The 15395-nt window shown below is 46.6% G+C and carries 15 protein-coding genes; 5 read left to right on the top strand and 10 right to left on the bottom strand.

The window, feature by feature from the left end; all coding sequences use genetic code 11:
* Positions 1-65: 65 nt before the first annotated feature.
* The gene (locus EZV72_RS01370) at positions 66-524 is read right to left on the bottom strand and encodes a GIY-YIG nuclease family protein (RefSeq protein WP_137165550.1); all 459 of its coding nucleotides are present in this window, start codon (positions 522-524) and stop codon (positions 66-68) included.
* A gap of 113 nt (positions 525-637) precedes the next feature.
* Here EZV72_RS01370 and abiEi point away from each other — a divergent pair, with 113 nt between their 5' ends.
* The 5 genes from abiEi to EZV72_RS01345 all read left to right on the top strand — a co-directional run bounded on the left by abiEi (position 638) and on the right by EZV72_RS01345 (position 3466).
* Positions 638-1186 (top strand): type IV toxin-antitoxin system AbiEi family antitoxin, encoded by a 549-nt coding sequence (gene abiEi, locus EZV72_RS01365; protein ID WP_137165549.1) that lies wholly within the window; start codon positions 638-640, stop codon positions 1184-1186.
* Positions 1187-1346: 160 nt separating this feature from the next.
* On the top strand, positions 1347-1700 hold the full coding sequence (locus EZV72_RS01360; protein ID WP_137165548.1) for an MbcA/ParS/Xre antitoxin family protein: 354 nt from the start codon (positions 1347-1349) through the stop codon (positions 1698-1700).
* Positions 1697-2446 carry an RES family NAD+ phosphorylase gene (locus EZV72_RS01355; RefSeq protein ID WP_137165547.1) on the top strand — a complete coding sequence of 250 codons (750 nt, stop codon included), beginning with the start codon at positions 1697-1699 and terminating at the stop codon, positions 2444-2446. Before EZV72_RS01360 ends, EZV72_RS01355 begins: the two co-directional genes overlap by 4 nt.
* A gap of 74 nt (positions 2447-2520) precedes the next feature.
* Positions 2521-2727: a hypothetical protein gene (locus EZV72_RS01350; protein WP_137165546.1), complete on the top strand. Its 207-nt coding sequence runs from the start codon at positions 2521-2523 to the stop codon at positions 2725-2727.
* Between the two features lies 1 nt (position 2728).
* The gene (locus EZV72_RS01345) at positions 2729-3466 is read left to right on the top strand and encodes a nucleotidyl transferase AbiEii/AbiGii toxin family protein (RefSeq protein WP_137165545.1); all 738 of its coding nucleotides are present in this window, start codon (positions 2729-2731) and stop codon (positions 3464-3466) included.
* Positions 3467-4097: 631 nt separating this feature from the next.
* On the opposite strand, the gene EZV72_RS01340 is transcribed toward EZV72_RS01345, so the two are convergent.
* From EZV72_RS01340 to EZV72_RS01300, 9 genes are all read right to left on the bottom strand, one after another.
* A complete protein-coding gene (locus EZV72_RS01340) occupies positions 4098-4997 on the bottom strand; it encodes a copper resistance D family protein (protein WP_137165544.1) in 900 nt (299 codons plus the stop codon).
* A gap of 12 nt (positions 4998-5009) precedes the next feature.
* Positions 5010-5339 carry a copper resistance CopC family protein gene (locus EZV72_RS01335; RefSeq protein ID WP_232364479.1) on the bottom strand — a complete coding sequence of 110 codons (330 nt, stop codon included), beginning with the start codon at positions 5337-5339 and terminating at the stop codon, positions 5010-5012.
* 7 nt (positions 5340-5346) lie between these two features.
* Positions 5347-7191: a 2Fe-2S iron-sulfur cluster-binding protein gene (locus EZV72_RS01330; protein ID WP_137165542.1), complete on the bottom strand. Its 1845-nt coding sequence runs from the start codon at positions 7189-7191 to the stop codon at positions 5347-5349.
* Positions 7188-7874: a PepSY domain-containing protein gene (locus EZV72_RS01325; protein WP_175405023.1), complete on the bottom strand. Its 687-nt coding sequence runs from the start codon at positions 7872-7874 to the stop codon at positions 7188-7190. The genes EZV72_RS01330 and EZV72_RS01325 overlap by 4 nt, the downstream gene beginning before the upstream one ends.
* Before the next feature lie 28 nt (positions 7875-7902).
* Positions 7903-11052 carry an efflux RND transporter permease subunit gene (locus tag EZV72_RS01320; RefSeq protein WP_137165540.1) on the bottom strand — a complete coding sequence of 1050 codons (3150 nt, stop codon included), beginning with the start codon at positions 11050-11052 and terminating at the stop codon, positions 7903-7905.
* A 12-nt stretch (positions 11053-11064) separates the two neighbouring features.
* Positions 11065-12921, bottom strand: coding sequence for an efflux RND transporter periplasmic adaptor subunit (locus EZV72_RS01315; RefSeq protein ID WP_137165539.1), 1857 nt, complete (start codon positions 12919-12921; stop codon positions 11065-11067).
* Positions 12914-14326, bottom strand: a complete 1413-nt coding sequence (locus EZV72_RS01310; RefSeq protein ID WP_137165538.1) for a TolC family protein — start codon at positions 14324-14326, stop codon at positions 12914-12916. Before EZV72_RS01310 ends, EZV72_RS01315 begins: the two co-directional genes overlap by 8 nt.
* A complete protein-coding gene (locus EZV72_RS01305) occupies positions 14326-14835 on the bottom strand; it encodes a DUF411 domain-containing protein (RefSeq protein ID WP_175405022.1) in 510 nt (169 codons plus the stop codon). Before EZV72_RS01305 ends, EZV72_RS01310 begins: the two co-directional genes overlap by 1 nt.
* 112 nt (positions 14836-14947) lie before the next feature.
* Complete coding sequence (locus tag EZV72_RS01300) at positions 14948-15304, bottom strand: hypothetical protein (protein WP_137165537.1); 357 nt, start codon at positions 15302-15304, stop codon at positions 14948-14950.
* Positions 15305-15395: the final 91 nt, after the last annotated feature.

Genomic DNA, 15395 nt, shown 5'->3' with positions numbered 1-15395 from the left:
TTTCTTGTTTGGACAGAAATTTATTCGCGCTTAACACTTTGGAAACATGGAAAAAATATACTCGTTTAATTACCAGATATTGCGCCTTTTTTTTGCTGAGTCTTACTTCTATTCCTCGGCGGGCTGAGCTTCTGAATAAGATAATCCTCAAGAGCCAGGGCCAGATATGAATACTCGTTCGGAAAGCCGATAGCAGCAAGCGAGTTTACATCAGCCCACCTTTTTTTCGGTATGTAATGGCCCCGTCCCTTCGTTTTATCTGTTGTTATGACATGGGCCAGTAGCCGGCGAGATATACCAAAGCCCAAACGCTTTCCTCCTCCCACTGACGCGCCAAGACCAACATACAAAATGTCGCCGGCGCCATCGAATAGACAGTAAACACCGCGTTTATCATGGTGAGGAACTGAGCCCTGCCAGTTCCAGTCTGATTTCCATTCCGGCCGGGGACTGTTCAGTGACTCTGGCCAGTGCAAATTAAAAAAGTTGTTGGTGTGTTCAACCAGGCTTTCAATTGAGCTCATACGTCCTCTCAGAAAAGTATATGCACATATATTCGCTTATATGGCGAAAAAGTGTATAGCAAATGATATCGTTACCATATCTGTTAACTAGGTCCCCCTTGAGAGAATGGCAAATGAGTTTCGCGCTGCGAGTAATAACCACACTCAATACAGCTATTAAAAATGGGCATTTTGGAATATTTTGCACCCATGATATCAGCTTATCACTGGGCGAAAGTGCTAATGAGAAATTTCGTAAGCGATTATCTAAAGGAGTCGCTGCAGGGTGGCTGTTAAGAGTGACCCGGGATATGTATGCCGTTCCTGACAATGAGCCAACAAAAATCGGAGTGCTTGAGTATATTGCTTGGCGGCATCACTGGAACAAATTCATTTACGTGAGTCTTGAAAGTGAACTCTCACGGCAAGGAATAATATCGCAAGTCCCTTTCGGTTACCTTACTGTGATGACACAAGGACGCAGTGGAAAATTAGAAACGCGGTATGGCACCATCGAATTTACTCATTTCAACCGCAAAAAGAAGCTCAATGAAGACGATTATTATTATGATCCCGTTGCGCGTATTTTCAGGGCCAAAGCGGCACGTGCGATTGCCGATTTAAAACGAGTAGGTAGAAATACGGAGTTGCTTCAACTGGAGCCGGAACAACAACAATTATGAGCGCAGGTACCGTAGGAGCGTGATACCGCACTCGCACATTTTCGAAAAAACCAGCAAGAAGGCACATTAGAATATCATTGGATGTATAAATTCGTGCAATTTAACAGCCGCATGCCTATAATTATACAAACTCTATTGTTTCGTTTGCGAAGGGAGCAACATGGAAAAGCAAAGTGTAGACAAGCAGATGGGGGTTACCAAGGCCTACAGAAATGCCTATAAAGACTTCGGCCTTACCGATGCCGAGGCTGCGGCGATTATAGGCAAAACTCGCGCAACGCTTGCACGTTCTCAGGGATTTAGTGCAAACAGCAAAGAGCATGAGATACAGGTATTATTCATTCGCCTTTACCGGTCGTTATATGCAATCCTTGGGGGCGATAAGGCCGCAATGAAGCATTGGTTCTCAACTTCAAACAAACATCTGCGCGGTATACCCAAGCAATTAGTCACACGTATTACCGGCCTGGCTGACATAAATGCATACCTGGATGCTATGCGAGCAAAGGTTTGAAGCCTTTTGAAGTAATTGGTCACTGTGGGGACCTGTGTGATTACGAGGAGCCAGTATACCGGCTGGTGGAATCTCAAGAAGAAGCGGCAACCTACGCGCTGGTGGATGACTTAGAAGAGCAGGCGGTGTTGGAGGATGTACTTGAAGACTTCAAGCCGCCTTACCCCGACGATGTCGGTAAGTACGACTACCTGATTAAAACGCCGTTCCGCTACCCACCTCTCAAACATGGTTCTCGATTTGGTACCCGGGCCGAGGCGAGCTATTTTTACGCAAGTGAAGATGAGCAAACGTGTCTAGCCGAAGCCGCTTTTTATCGATTTGTGTTGTTCGATGGGATGGAAACAGCGTACCCGGATAAAGTTCACTCTGCTCACCAGCTTTTCTCTGTTCATATAAAAACAGAAAAATTGGTAGATTTGACACAAACATCGGATGTTAACGCTATCGCTGAACTCACCAGTAAAACATCTTATGCGTTCTCGCAGGCTGTAGGCGGTGAAGCGCGTAAGGCTGGTGCTCAGGTCATCAGATTTATATCAGCCAGGGAAAACGAAGGCGTAAATGTGGCCATTGATACGCCAACAGCAATCACGTCAACGAAGCCGGAGAACATTACGGCGGTCCAGTGCGAAACATTACCGAGCGGTAAAATCTTGAAATTTTCTCTTCCAAGACAATTCCCTGTGACATTTCGTATTGAACAATTTTATGTCGATGGGCGGCTCCCCTACCCGGCTGCGTGATGAAACGCACTTGCGGCTTAATAAATTTACGAGTTGTGTATACACTCACGGTATAAAGTAATGTTGGACAGCGCATGATTCAGATTACAGACTACCCACAATTGGAAGCTATCTTATGGGACCAAAAAGGTCGCACTGAGATAAGCCATAAAGAAGCTTTTACCTACTATGAGAGCCGCTGGCGTTATCTGGATGAAGACCAATTAACGGTATCTGAGCGTGCGCTTATCGACCAACTAATTGCAGAGCAGGGAAACGGCCACTTTTTACCAGCAGGATAATATGGAATACAAATATAAACGCCACGAAACTATTGCCAAAGCATTAGCCAACTTCAATGCGGACTTTCTGGAAAAGAATAATGTACTTTTTGGAGGCGGTACCCGCATTGCAATGGAGTTAGGGGAATACCGTGAATCCGTGGACATTGATTTTTTGTGTCCGGATATCCAGAGCTACCGTGAAGTAAGGAAACAGGTGACATCTAATGCACTGGGGGATATCACCAGAGAGCCATTCGACCTTTCCCGGGAAGTGCGCTTTGACAGGTACGGCGTGAGAACAATTATTAATGTGGATGATACGCCTATCAAACTAGAGTTGGTCAGCTTTGCGGATTACCGTTTAAACAAAGACAACGCCTCTTCTTTACCAGTCCCTTCTATCGATCGAGAAAGCTGTTACGTGACTAAGCTACTGGCGCACGCAGACCGCTCAGCTATGCCGGATAATAAGGACTTCATCGATTTGATGATGATGCACAGTCACTGGGGGGCGCCATCAAAAAATGCGTGGGCAGAGGTAGAACGTCACTATGGCCAGGCGCCAAAGCAAACGCTAGAGAAAGCGCTAAATGGCTTTATTGACAATCCTGAGAAGATATACGCTGCAGCAGCTAAGCTGCACATGGATTCCCCAGCGTTGAAGGACCAGTTACTGGAGAGTGCCCAGGTGTGGCAAAGCCGCCTTGAACTGAAAAAAGAAGGACCTAATGCTGATCAAAGCTTTGATATGCAATGACAAATATCTTAAACGCCACTACCGAAAAATTTATATATCGAATTTATTTGCATAGTTAATTGCTCGAGCCCCACAAGCGTTATTAAAACCTATACAACATTCACAGTTTTAAGCCTCACCGAACCTTCCAATCGCTCATGGCTTAAACTACTGTTCGAGGTCTGAACTTAAACGGCAGCAATGTACGTAATATAATCATTCAACCTACATTATTTGAATTAAGATAATTTAGGTTATGTGCTTGCTGCATACGAACGCCATCCATATTATCTTCGACGAGTGAAGGCTACATAAAAAACTTCATATTCAGGAGGTTGTGATGACTAGTTCGTTAAAAAAATTCTCTGCCTATGTCGGTTTAGATTAGGCCTTAAAAAAGGATGATGTTTGTATACAAACAAAAGGCTCCCGTGAGAGAAAGTTTGAGGTCATGAAGCATTCACCAGAAGCCATTGATGAATGGTTAACTTATTTGCATAGTGAGGTATGGACTTATTATCTGAATTCGGGATACAGTTTTATTGTCTAATATATCTTTATAGATGACCTCAGGTTTATCACAGTGCGCATTGTTGGCGAATGAGACCACCTGCGCCAGGCTGCATAAAAAATAACGAAGCGTGAATTTTCCTTATGAAAAGTCGGGGCCAACCACACTGGTCAGCGCGGCGGTGATAAGTAACAACGTTGCTGCTAAAGTAATTTCCAGCGAGATGGAGCGGGACAGCTTGTCTACTGCTTGTTGGTTTTTCAGCATAGGGACAAGCTTACGTTTATGGCGGGCCGCTATTAATAGTAGCGCGCCAACACACCCTATCTTTGCCATCAAAGTCAGCCCATAAGCAGAGGTGAAAAGCTGCGAAATATTGTCAAATAACTGTAGCGCCATAAGTACGCCGACAATAATCATCAACCCCACCAAAAACTGTGCAGATACACCAAACTTATGCATTAGTGATTTGGTTTGCTCTACGGGCAGGTAACGACACCCGAGTTTTAGTGGGATCAGTGCGCCAAACCACCAAGACATAACGAAAACATGTACAATCAGTAGCATTTTTTCAATCAAGCCTTGCTCTGATATATGGCCGGCAAGGGTATAGCTGTAAAGCGCTACCGCTAATGCCAACAACATGCAAACGCGAATTACCATGTGTTGAAAACCCAACCGGGTAGCGACAAGTAGTGACAGAAGCGCAAAAACAGTGGCGCCACCACGTACCTGTGCCATATGGCCTACAGGTGAATCCCACATAATACTCAGCATAGTCGGGTCCAGTGCTCCGCTTATGCCACTTTCTGAAAAAGCGCCCACTTTCGCCAAAAACCATATCGGCACCGAAATAACGGTGAGCGTAAAGACATAAATAAAATAGCGGGTTATTTTGCGCGCATAGGCTGTGGGCAGAGTTTGAGTGCTTTTTTCAAAGCCAAATGTCTGAAGAAATGCATACCCGGCTATGCCTGCCGTTCCTGCATAAAATAAAGCTTTACAGACAATGATCAGCGTATTCCAGATATACATTTCCATCAGAAGACTCCCTTAGTGCACCATAAATGAATAAGAATCTTTCATCTTGTGACCATCGCTGCCCATCGCAATCCATTCAACGTTATAGGTGGCCGGAGACAGCTTTGGAAGCTCCCACGAATAGTCAGCTTCGGCTTCACGGCTGGGTTCAAAGCCAAAATCAACCTCGTCGCCACCCTTTTTAGAGAGCGTGACTTTCATTAGTTGAAGTTTTGCCGAAAATGACAATTCCAGCGTTTGTGGAGCTGACATCAACATTGCATCGTCTTTCGGCATGGTTTTAGTTAGCTCTACCCCGCCATGAGAAAACGCTACACTGCTAAACAGTAAACCTGATATCACTAAGCACTTATGAATTACTTTCATTTTTAACCTCGTTTGTATTAAAAGAATCGATATAAATCTGGTGTGGCTCAATATGCTGCGACAGCAGCAATGACTTTACTTCTGCTAACATAGGAGCAGGGCCACATAAGTAAAAATTGGCACTTTTGAAAATGACAGACGCTACCCGCTCTCGGATGATCTGTTGTACATACCCGGTATGCCCTTGCCAGGTTGGCGAAGGTAATGAGAGTGTGGGCAGATAAGTGAAATTCTTAAAGCGTTTAGCCAGATGCTCAAATTCATCTGAGTAACACAAATCTTCTTCATGGCGCGCGCCATAAATAAAAATTACTTCCTGCGTCACGCTATGTTTTATTAAGGCTTCAAAAATCAGTGCCCGAAGCGGTGCTATGCCCGAGCCGCCGCCTACCATAATCATTGCGCCGGACCGATTCGCACGCTCGGCAAAGCTGGCGAACGGCCCATAAGCTTCAACAGACGCTCCCGGTTCAAGTGAACATAAATAGCTTGAGCCTGCCCCACCGCTCTTTTGCGTGGCGATATTACATTGCCACTTAATAGTAAAAATCAGCTCATCACATTCACCATCATAATTGGCTATTGAGTAGCTTCGCGTGGTGTTTTTGTATGGTAGGGTCTGAGTCTCAAACTCAGACCAGTATGAACGCCACTGAGCCGGAATATCCGTTGGCACGGTACGGCGTTTTCCGGCCAGGATAGAGAATTGCACTGAAGCGCCGGCGTTGAAATTTTGCAGGTTCCCGCCCACAACCTTAAAGGCAACCTCTTTTATCGTAGGACTAATATACTGGGCTCGGGAAACCTGAAGAGTCAGCGCCTGAGTCGCTACGTCTTTCACTATGATTGAATCAACAGAAGCAGATGAATGCTGACACGCTAAACGGCAGCCCGCAGCCAGCTCGGTACGGGCAATAAGGTGTTCTTCAGCAGGCGTTACCGGTAATTTGGCCTCGGTATAAAACCGGCATGTTCCGCACGTCCCTCCACCGCCACACTTAGCCGGCAGTTGCAATTTATTTTGAGTTAACGTCGTTAATAATGTGGTGTTTTTACGGCCCTTTACGGTGACGTTTTGATTGTTATTAGCGACCAGAACCTCAATATTGTGCAACTCGCCAAACCGCACTTTAAAGCGGCCAGCTTTTAGCAGCATAACCAGCCAGGCCAAACCTGATAACGAAAACGCCAGCGCTAAAATCGATGCAACAATAAGTAATGGGTGGTTAAAGTTGCCTTTATCCCAGTAGTCCATAAAATGCAATTTGAACATGAGTGCCACAAACCGGCTATGTTCATTACTGGCCTTTAACAACCGCCCAGACTGTTGGTCAATATGGATATACGTAAACGCCGAATCATCAAAGTAAGCTGTCCAGTAAGCATTTCTTTGCTTTGGTAGCAGCCCACCCGAATCTTGTTCAAGCTCAATGGTACTTAGTACAGCATCACCGGTGTAGCGTTCAAGTGCTATGGCTTTAGCCCAAGACTTATCAATTGAAAATGGCTGGCCAGATACCGCGTTAAATAGCCGCACTTGCCTGGGCTGGTAATTATGCGACTGTGAATAAAGGATAACTTCATAAACAGGTTTGCCGGCCAGTATAACCGTCTCTATTGACTCAGCCTTACCAATCGGAAGCTGACTGACCGGATACAGTTTTTCGGCATATACCCGCCAATCGACACTTTGGGGCTGTTGAATTTTAAGCTCAGGACCATCATGAGAAAACAAGCTCAGGTACAAGCCTGTGCCTAGCCAGATAAGCACCTGAATGCCCACCGGGACCGACAACCACCGATGACTTTTCGTAATTAACGGACTCATTGGTCTTCCCCTTTTACAAGAGGCCGACACACACGCCAGTAACTTAACCCCGCACCGCTAAGGGCTGCCAATAATCCGGTGAAAATAGCACTTAAAAGAAAGAAGTTGCCAATGGTTCGCCCGTCATCTAAATCCATAATATGAAAGCGCCACATCCAGTCAAAGCTGCGCCAGCCATCGTAGCGCACGGTGACCACTTCGCCGGTATTTTGTTGCACATAAAAGGTGGGTGTCTCAGGAGTATCAAAATCAATTCGCCAGAAAGGCAAATACCGACCTGAAACTTCTTCAGGCAGATTTTGCTGGCTTTCAATCAGCGTGGCGGCGGCAATACCGCCTGCACCGGTAAAACGAGAGGCCGCAATATCACGTGCGGCTGCTTCATTTACCACAGCCAGAGCTTCACCTGTCACTGCGCTTATTGCCTTAGGCAGAGCCGGCTTATCAGAATTTGCTGTAAACGTAGCAATATAAACCGGCCTTCCCTGCCGGGAAGTCAGACGCACCTTTGTCGCCAAAGGGTATTGCGCCATAATATCACCGGGCGAAAGCAACACCTCATCCACCGAAAACGTAGATTGTTTAGTGATCAGATGTTCGCCATGCACCTCATGGATATCGGTAATAACCATGTAAACGCCTGATAGCATCCAGATAACAAACTGAACCCCTACCAGCAGCATAAGCCAACGATGTACCTGTCTGAAAAACCTAATCATCAGCCATCATCTTGTTGTTGTGACGTTTAATAGTATGCTGTTTTATTAAGCAGTAGAGCGCCGGAAGAACCAGTAGTGTTAACACTACGGCGCTGCTCATACCGCCTATCATTGGTGCGGCAATCCGGCTCATTACCTCTGACCCTGTGCCTGAGCCATACATTATGGGTAACAATCCGATAATAATGGTCGCCACCGTCATCATAACCGGGCGAATCCGTAAGCCCGCTCCATGCAATAATGCCTGACGGTATTCACCGGGCTCGATAACCTGATGGTTTTTTATCGACTCATCTAACAGCTCTTTAAGAGACTGATTCAGATAAACCAGCATTATTACGCCAATTTCGACGGCCACGCCCGCTAAGGCGATAAAGCCAACCCCCACTGCCACTGAAAAGTTAAACCCTTCAAAATAAAGCAACCACAGACCACCAATCATCGCCATAGGTAAGGTCACTACAATCATCGCGACTTCGCTAAAGGCTCTGAAATTCAGGTACAGCAAAATAAGAATAATGGCTAAAGTAAGCGGCAAAACAAACGTCAGTTTTTCTTTGGCTCGCTCCATGTATTCGTACTGGCCTGCCCAGGTCAGCGAATAGCCTGCCGGTATATCCAGCTTGTTCTGTAGTACCGTTTTTGCGTTTTCTACATAGGTACCCACATCAACATCTTTGATATCTACAAACGACCAGCCGTTAATCCGGGCGTTTTCGCTTTTAATCCCAGGCGGTCCTTCTTCTACGTATACATCGGCAACATCACCCAATGAAATGCGCTGACCCGAATCGGTAACAATGGGTAAACTCATTAACCTTTCAGGCGAGCTGCGATAATCCTGCGGATACCGAATGTTGACCGGGTAACGCTCAAGACCTTCTACAGTTTCAGTGACATTCATACCACCAATAGCCGAAGAAACCGTCGCCTGTACATCGCCAATATTAAGCCCGAACCGGCTGGCACGCTCACGCGATATATCAACCTTCAGATAGCGGCCACCGGCCACCCGCTCTGAATATACCGACGCTGTACCCTCAACCTCTTTAAGTATGGTCTCAATATCCTTACCAATTCGTTGAATGACCGACAAATCTTCGCCCGCCACTTTAATGCCCACCGGAGTTTTAATACCGGTCGCCAGCATATCTATGCGGGTTTTTATAGGCATGACCCAGGCGTTAGTCACACCAGGAAAATCAATCAGATTGTTCAGCTCTGTCCTGAGTTTTTCGGTGGTCATGCCATCGCGCCATTCACTTTGCGGCTTTAACTGAATAAAGGTTTCAATCATGGTGAGCGGCGCAGGGTCGGTGGCGGTCTCAGCCCGGCCCACTTTACCAAACACACTTTTCACCTCAGGCACGGTGCTGATTAATTTGTCGGTTTGCTGAAGTAACTCCCGCGCTTTACCTATCGAGATACCCGGGTAGGTCGTTGGCATGTACATCAAATCGCCTTCGTCTAAAGGAGGAATAAATTCACTGCCAATTTTGTTAACCGGGTAAAACCCGACTACAGTAACGATGGCGGCTATCAGTACCGTTGTTTTTGGATATTTAAGTACCTTGGTGAGCAGCGGCATATAACCGGCAACCAATACGCGATTTAGTGGATTTTTCTTTTCTGAGGTCACTTTGCCGCGAATAAAATAGCCCATTAATACCGGCACCAGGGTAATGGCCAACCCGGCTGAAGCGGCCATGGCATAGGTTTTAGTGAAAGCCAGGGGCGCAAACATGCGTCCTTCCTGAGCTTCTAAAATAAATACCGGCAAAAACGATACGGTAATAATCAGTAAGCTGAAGAACAGAGCCGGACCCACTTCTGACGCCGCTTTAGTCACCACCTGCCAGCGGTTTTCATTGGTTAACGGGGTCTTCTCCATATGCTTATGCATATTTTCTATCATAACGATAGCGCCGTCGGTCATGGCACCAATGGCAATAGCAATCCCCCCTAACGACATAATGTTGGCGTTGATACCCTGAAAATACATCACAATAAATGACACCAGAATACCTAACGGCAGGGTAATGACCGCCACAACAGACGAGCGCAGGTGAAACAAAAACACCACACACACCAACGCGACAACAATGAGTTCCTGTCCCAGCTTTGTCCATAAATTGTCTACGGCGTTATTGATAAGCTGCGAACGGTCGTAAACCGGCACTACCTCTACACCCGGTGGCAGTGACTTTTTAAGTGATTGCAGCCGGTCTTTAACACCTGTGATCACTTTTTCAGCGTTTTCACCAAAGCGCATCACGACAATGCCGCCCACCACTTCGCCTTCACCATTTAGCTCGGCCACACCCCGTCGCATTTGCGGGCCGACATTTACCGTGGCCACATCGGCTATGGTTAAGGCCGTGCCCTCTTTCACCAGCCCCAGAGGAATTTGTCGAATATCATCCAGGTTCTGAATATAGCCGGTGGTGGTCACCATATATTCTGCTTCTGCCATTTCGACCACCGAAGCCCCGCTTTCCTGGTTTCCTCGCTGCACCGCTTGCTGCACATGCGACAAAGGAATACCGTATGCACGTAGCTTTTCGGGCATAACCTGAATTTGATACTGCCTGACCATGCCGCCCACCGCAGCCACTTCAGATACGCCATCTACGGTTTGCAGCTCGTATTTTAAAAACCAATCCTGCAGGCTGCGCAGCTGACCAAGATCATGTTGTCCGGTTTTATCCTGCAACGCATATATATATACCCAGCCAACTCCGGTAGCATCCGGACCTAGTTGTGGCTGAACGTCATCAGGTAACGCCGAAGCGGCCTGATTCAGATATTCCAGTACGCGACTGCGCGCCCAGTACAAATCTGTATCGTCTTCAAAGATAACGTAAACATACGAGTCGCCGAAAAACGAATACCCGCGAACGGTTGAAGCGCCGGGCACCGATAACATGGCAGTTGTCAGCGGATACGTTACCTGATCCTGCACTACCTGCGGCGACTGCCCCGGATAACTGGTTTTAATAATGACCTGTACATCAGACAAATCGGGTAAAGCGTCTACCGGTGTTTTGTTAAGCGAGTAAACCCCGCCTAATACCAGCATCAGGGTCATCAGCAACACTAATACGCGGTTAGCCACTGACCATCTAATAATTGATTCAATCATATTGCTGTTCCACTAATGCATTGAATGGTCAGAGGTCATAGGCTTGTCTTCAGCCTTAGCGGGCTGACTGCCTGATGACATAATATGAATACCGGTGATTTCAAACCCACCTTCAGCTAGCCGGCTGATTTCAAAATGCAGTGACTGTCCTGTTTTTAGCGCATTAATGTCGACACTTTCACCTACGGCAAAATCCATCACCATTTGCGGCCATTCCCAGGCTTCAACAGGCTGATGATCGATAGTGACCATGCGATGCCCTGCCATCACATTAGTGATTTTTCCCTGCGCCCAAACCGCTTGTGCTTCTTCTTTTGCTTCTGGCTGAGAAACCTTGGCGGGCTGACTGTCGGGTTCCATAATATGAATACCGGTGATTTCAAACCCACCTTCAGCTAGCCGGCTGATTTCAAAATGCAGTGACTGTCCTATTTTTAGCGCATTAATGTCAACACTTTCGCCTACGGCAAAATCCATCACCATTTGTGGCCATTCCCAGGCTTCAACAGGCTGATGATCGATAGTGACCATACGATGCTCTGCCATCACGTTAGTGATTTTTCCTTGTGCCCAAACAGCCTGAACTTCTTCTTTTGTTTCTGATGAATGGGTTGTCTGCACAGAGTCTGATGTCTTAGTCGGGCTCTGTGAGGCCGACATTTGTGGTGATACCCCTTCCATTCGCTTAAAGTCAGAGGATTTGCTTGATTCTGAGTCAATCAGGAACTGGGCAGAGGTTACAACCACATCGTCTTTGTTAAGGCCCCGGGTAATAGCAATCTGCTCATTGCTTATCTGGCCCAGTGCAACCTCAACCGACTTGTACTGACCGTTACCAACAACAACCACAACCCGGTTCTGCTGTCCGGTTCTGATTACCGCTTCAGCCGGTACCAGAATAGCGTTTTGTGATGCTGTTTTTTCAATGGTGACATTAGCCAGCATGTTAGGCTTCAAGATGTCATCGGGATTGTCCAGACGGATGCGCACGGTGAGCGTGCGGGTATTTTCGTCCAGCTCGGGATAAACAAAATCGACCTTACCCTGCCAGTTTTTACTGGGCAATGCAGGTACACTAATAGCAACGGGTTGGCCTTGTTCAATCAACGCAGCATCGCGCTCAAACACTTCCGCATTAACCCAAATAGCCGATAAATCAGCAATACTTAGCAAGGTGACTTCGGGCTTTACGTAAAAACCTTCACGAATATTCAGCGCATTTATCACCCCGGTCTGCGGTGACAAATACGTTACCTGCTGTTTAACCTGCCTCGTTTGTTTAAGCTCAGCAATGAATTCATCTGATACTTTCAGTGCTTCAAGCTTAACCATGGCAGCCTGCCTGAGTTTTTGGTTACCACTTTGTAAAGCCAGCAAATATTCTTCCTGGGCATTCACCAACTCCGGAGAATAAATAGAATAAAGGGGCGCACCCTTTTCAATGCTCTGGCCATTGGCTTTAATATTAAGCTTCTCAATCCAGCCACTTACCCGCGAGTGAATATGAGTCAGTTGTTCTTCGTCAAACTGGACATAACCAACGGTTTGAATCGTCGATTTAAGCGTTCCCCAGGTAACAGGGGCCGTGCGTACACCCAGATTATTTTCGACCCTGGCAGAGATTTTTACCGTACCTGGCGATGTTTTCTGTTCGGTGCTGCTGTCGGGATAAACCGGAACCAGGTCCATACCCATCGGCGATTTACCCGGCTCGTCCCGGCGATAGCTATCATCCATGGGCGCTACCCAGTACAAGGGTTTTTTAGCTTCATCTTGTACAGGAGTTTCTGATGAGCTATTTAAAGCCGCCACCAATAATGCGCCCAGGCCCAAACCTGCCAGTAAGGCGATAATAATGTTTTTATTCATTTGAAGCAGATCCCTGTTCTTTAGTAAGGGCTGATGTTGACGATGCTGATGTTAATGAAAAAGGGGCCAGCAGATAGTTAAGCTGCGCTTTTGTTTTCGCCACACTTACATTTAATGTCAATAGGGTAAGTTGATTGGTCAACTCGGTAACACGACTACGAATCACTTCAGAAAAATCGCCCGTATCGTTGGTATAGGCATTCAGTGACGCTTTCGACTGTAGCGTGGTTTGTGGCAAAATTCGGGCAGTATAGAGAGACTGACGTTCGTTTAAACGGGTCAGTTTCGCACTGAACGAGGCAACCTGCGACAGCAGCTTTCTTATCGCAAGATGTTTTTCGGTTTTAAACGCCTCGGCATTGTAGATAGCGGCCGAAATTTGCTTTTGCTGTTTGTTGTCCGTAAACAACGGTACATCGAAGCTGACTCCGACACTGAACAAGTCTGAGCGCGAATCACCCATGGCGTTTTCGTCGCGGTAGGCATACGATGCGTTCACACTCCATTGTGGCTTAAGGCTTTGTCTGGCCAGCGACACATCTTTCTCACGAACCTGTTGCTCTAAATCAATGGCAGTGATGGAGGGATGGGTCAATAATCTTTCCAGAACTTCAGTGCGATGTATCTGAGTGTTCAACCAGGCTTCAGAAAATTTCAGTCTGAACTCAGGCAGGTTGCCTTTTGAATCAACCTCATGGGGCTGGCTGTCAACGACGTCACTTACCGTCAGTAACGAAGAGTTTGCACCCGTTCGTGGGTTTAACAACCACTGATTAAGTGTATGCAATTGAATTTCAAGCTGTTGATATTTTTCTGCTAATCTATCTTCTAGCTGAATAAGCTCCAGTTCAGCAAGAATCACATCTTGCTGGCTGGCCTCGCCTAAACCGCTTGAGTAAGCTGTTTCGGCAATTCGTTTAGCCTGTTCAAATAAGGTTTTGTTTTGTTCAATAAGAACAATCGACTCTTTGGCCAGGTATATATCTAACCACAACAATGAAACCGCCCTTGCAATAGCCGCTTTGCGAGTGTCACGCTGAGAGGGCGCAATAGAGGCAGCAAGGTTGAGTTTTTGTTGCTCTAACTCTAACGACTGGCCTCGCGCAAGCATTTGCGTTACACCCACCTGCAGTTGTGTCATGTTTTCCTGCGAAAAGCTGCCTGAATCTACCGGTAAATTCAGCATACCCACTTTCACAACAGGATCAGGCAACGTACTTGCCGCAATCGCCTTTTGCTGCATCGCCTGTTGTGAAAGTTTACTGCCATTTAGCCAGGGGTCATTTGCTATTGCCGTGGTAACCAGTGAGTCCAGTGGTGGTAGTGATTGCGCGCCGACACCCGCCGATACAGCAATGGTTAGCAGTGTCAGAGTGACATTAAGTTTGCGCCTGAAAGCTGACATTAAAATTGTTCCCCGTAGGCATCAATTTGTGCATATGGGCTTTGCGTACCATCGCGATGCAAAAGTAAAATCTGATAGGGCTGAAAGCGCTCGCCTACTTCCATCCCCGGGCTGCCCACAGGCATGGCAGGTACAGTCAGGCCGATCGCATCGGCCACCGGGTTATCAATGAATTTTTGTATATACCGGGCCGGAATATGCCCTTCAAAAACATAACTGTCACGACTAACCGCGGTATGACAGGACTGATAACGTGGAGCTATCTGGTAATGTTTCTTTATGGCAGATAATTGTGCAGTGTCTTTGACCACCGCCTTAAATCCTTCGTTATGAATATGCTGGACCCATTTTCCACAGCATCCGCATGACGGAGATTTGAAGACAGTAAGCGCTGAAGATGCTTTTTCAGGCAGAGCCTGAGACTGGTGCTCAGTCTGGGCAGATTCTGCATAACCTGCGGTCGAAAATAAAAATAATATCGCGCCAAGCGAACGAAAAATAGTAGACATAAGTGCCTCTGAATACAGCCAAATTTAGGAATAAAAGTGAGCAGTTCACTTTACTTAAAATTATAGAACCCAACGAAATTAGTGCCATACGACAGACACACTTATCCTGGGATCAGGCTGTTATAGGAGGACGATACAACGAGGTGGAGATTTGAATAGGAGCACGCAAGCCTGCGTGTTTAATCGCATTGTCACTGTAAAATAACAGCGCTAATGCGTTATCAGAGCTAAGTGGGGTGTAAGCAGAGCAGGCATTTGCCGGGCAAGCACAGGTCATTTGGCAACATTGCGAGTGATCAACAGTGTCAGCGCCCATTTCCATAGCAAGACTTTCAGCGCCGGCCATCAACCGATGCTCAGTATGGGCATCGCTGGGCATTTCGCAAACCATAGTATCCATAGCCGACGTTTGCCAGGTTAAGGCAGTCAGCATGATCAGACACACAATTTGAGACCAACGTTTTTTCATAGTACCCTCTTAATACACTTTTATGATATACATGTTTGTGTACTGCTGTAAAAGAAAATTATGAAAAAGTAATCTAAAGTTGAAAAACTTC

Origin of the sequence: Salinimonas lutimaris, assembly GCF_005222225.1 — a bacterium.
GTDB classification, from domain to species: domain Bacteria; phylum Pseudomonadota; class Gammaproteobacteria; order Enterobacterales; family Alteromonadaceae; genus Alteromonas; species Alteromonas lutimaris.
Note: the sequence above shows the minus strand (reverse complement) of the source record. Positions and strands in the feature narration are given on the sequence as shown.

Excerpts from the sequence above, each read along its gene's own strand:
- EZV72_RS01370 (WP_137165550.1), bottom strand. The coding sequence starts at position 524 with ATGAGCTCAATTGAAAGCCTGGTTGAACACACCAACAACTTTTTTAAT.
- abiEi (WP_137165549.1), top strand. The coding sequence starts at position 638 with ATGAGTTTCGCGCTGCGAGTAATAACCACACTCAATACAGCTATTAAA.
- EZV72_RS01360 (WP_137165548.1), top strand. The coding sequence starts at position 1,347 with ATGGAAAAGCAAAGTGTAGACAAGCAGATGGGGGTTACCAAGGCCTAC.
- EZV72_RS01350 (WP_137165546.1), top strand. The coding sequence starts at position 2,521 with ATGATTCAGATTACAGACTACCCACAATTGGAAGCTATCTTATGGGAC.
- EZV72_RS01345 (WP_137165545.1), top strand. The coding sequence starts at position 2,729 with ATGGAATACAAATATAAACGCCACGAAACTATTGCCAAAGCATTAGCC.
- EZV72_RS01340 (WP_137165544.1), bottom strand. The coding sequence starts at position 4,997 with ATGGAAATGTATATCTGGAATACGCTGATCATTGTCTGTAAAGCTTTA.
- EZV72_RS01330 (WP_137165542.1), bottom strand. The coding sequence starts at position 7,191 with ATGAGTCCGTTAATTACGAAAAGTCATCGGTGGTTGTCGGTCCCGGTG.
- EZV72_RS01325 (WP_175405023.1), bottom strand. The coding sequence starts at position 7,874 with ATGCTGCTGGTAGGGGTTCAGTTTGTTATCTGGATGCTATCAGGCGTT.
- EZV72_RS01320 (WP_137165540.1), bottom strand. The coding sequence starts at position 11,052 with ATGATTGAATCAATTATTAGATGGTCAGTGGCTAACCGCGTATTAGTG.
- EZV72_RS01315 (WP_137165539.1), bottom strand. The coding sequence starts at position 12,921 with ATGAATAAAAACATTATTATCGCCTTACTGGCAGGTTTGGGCCTGGGC.
- EZV72_RS01310 (WP_137165538.1), bottom strand. The coding sequence starts at position 14,326 with ATGTCAGCTTTCAGGCGCAAACTTAATGTCACTCTGACACTGCTAACC.
- EZV72_RS01305 (WP_175405022.1), bottom strand. The coding sequence starts at position 14,835 with ATGTCTACTATTTTTCGTTCGCTTGGCGCGATATTATTTTTATTTTCG.
- EZV72_RS01300 (WP_137165537.1), bottom strand. The coding sequence starts at position 15,304 with ATGAAAAAACGTTGGTCTCAAATTGTGTGTCTGATCATGCTGACTGCC.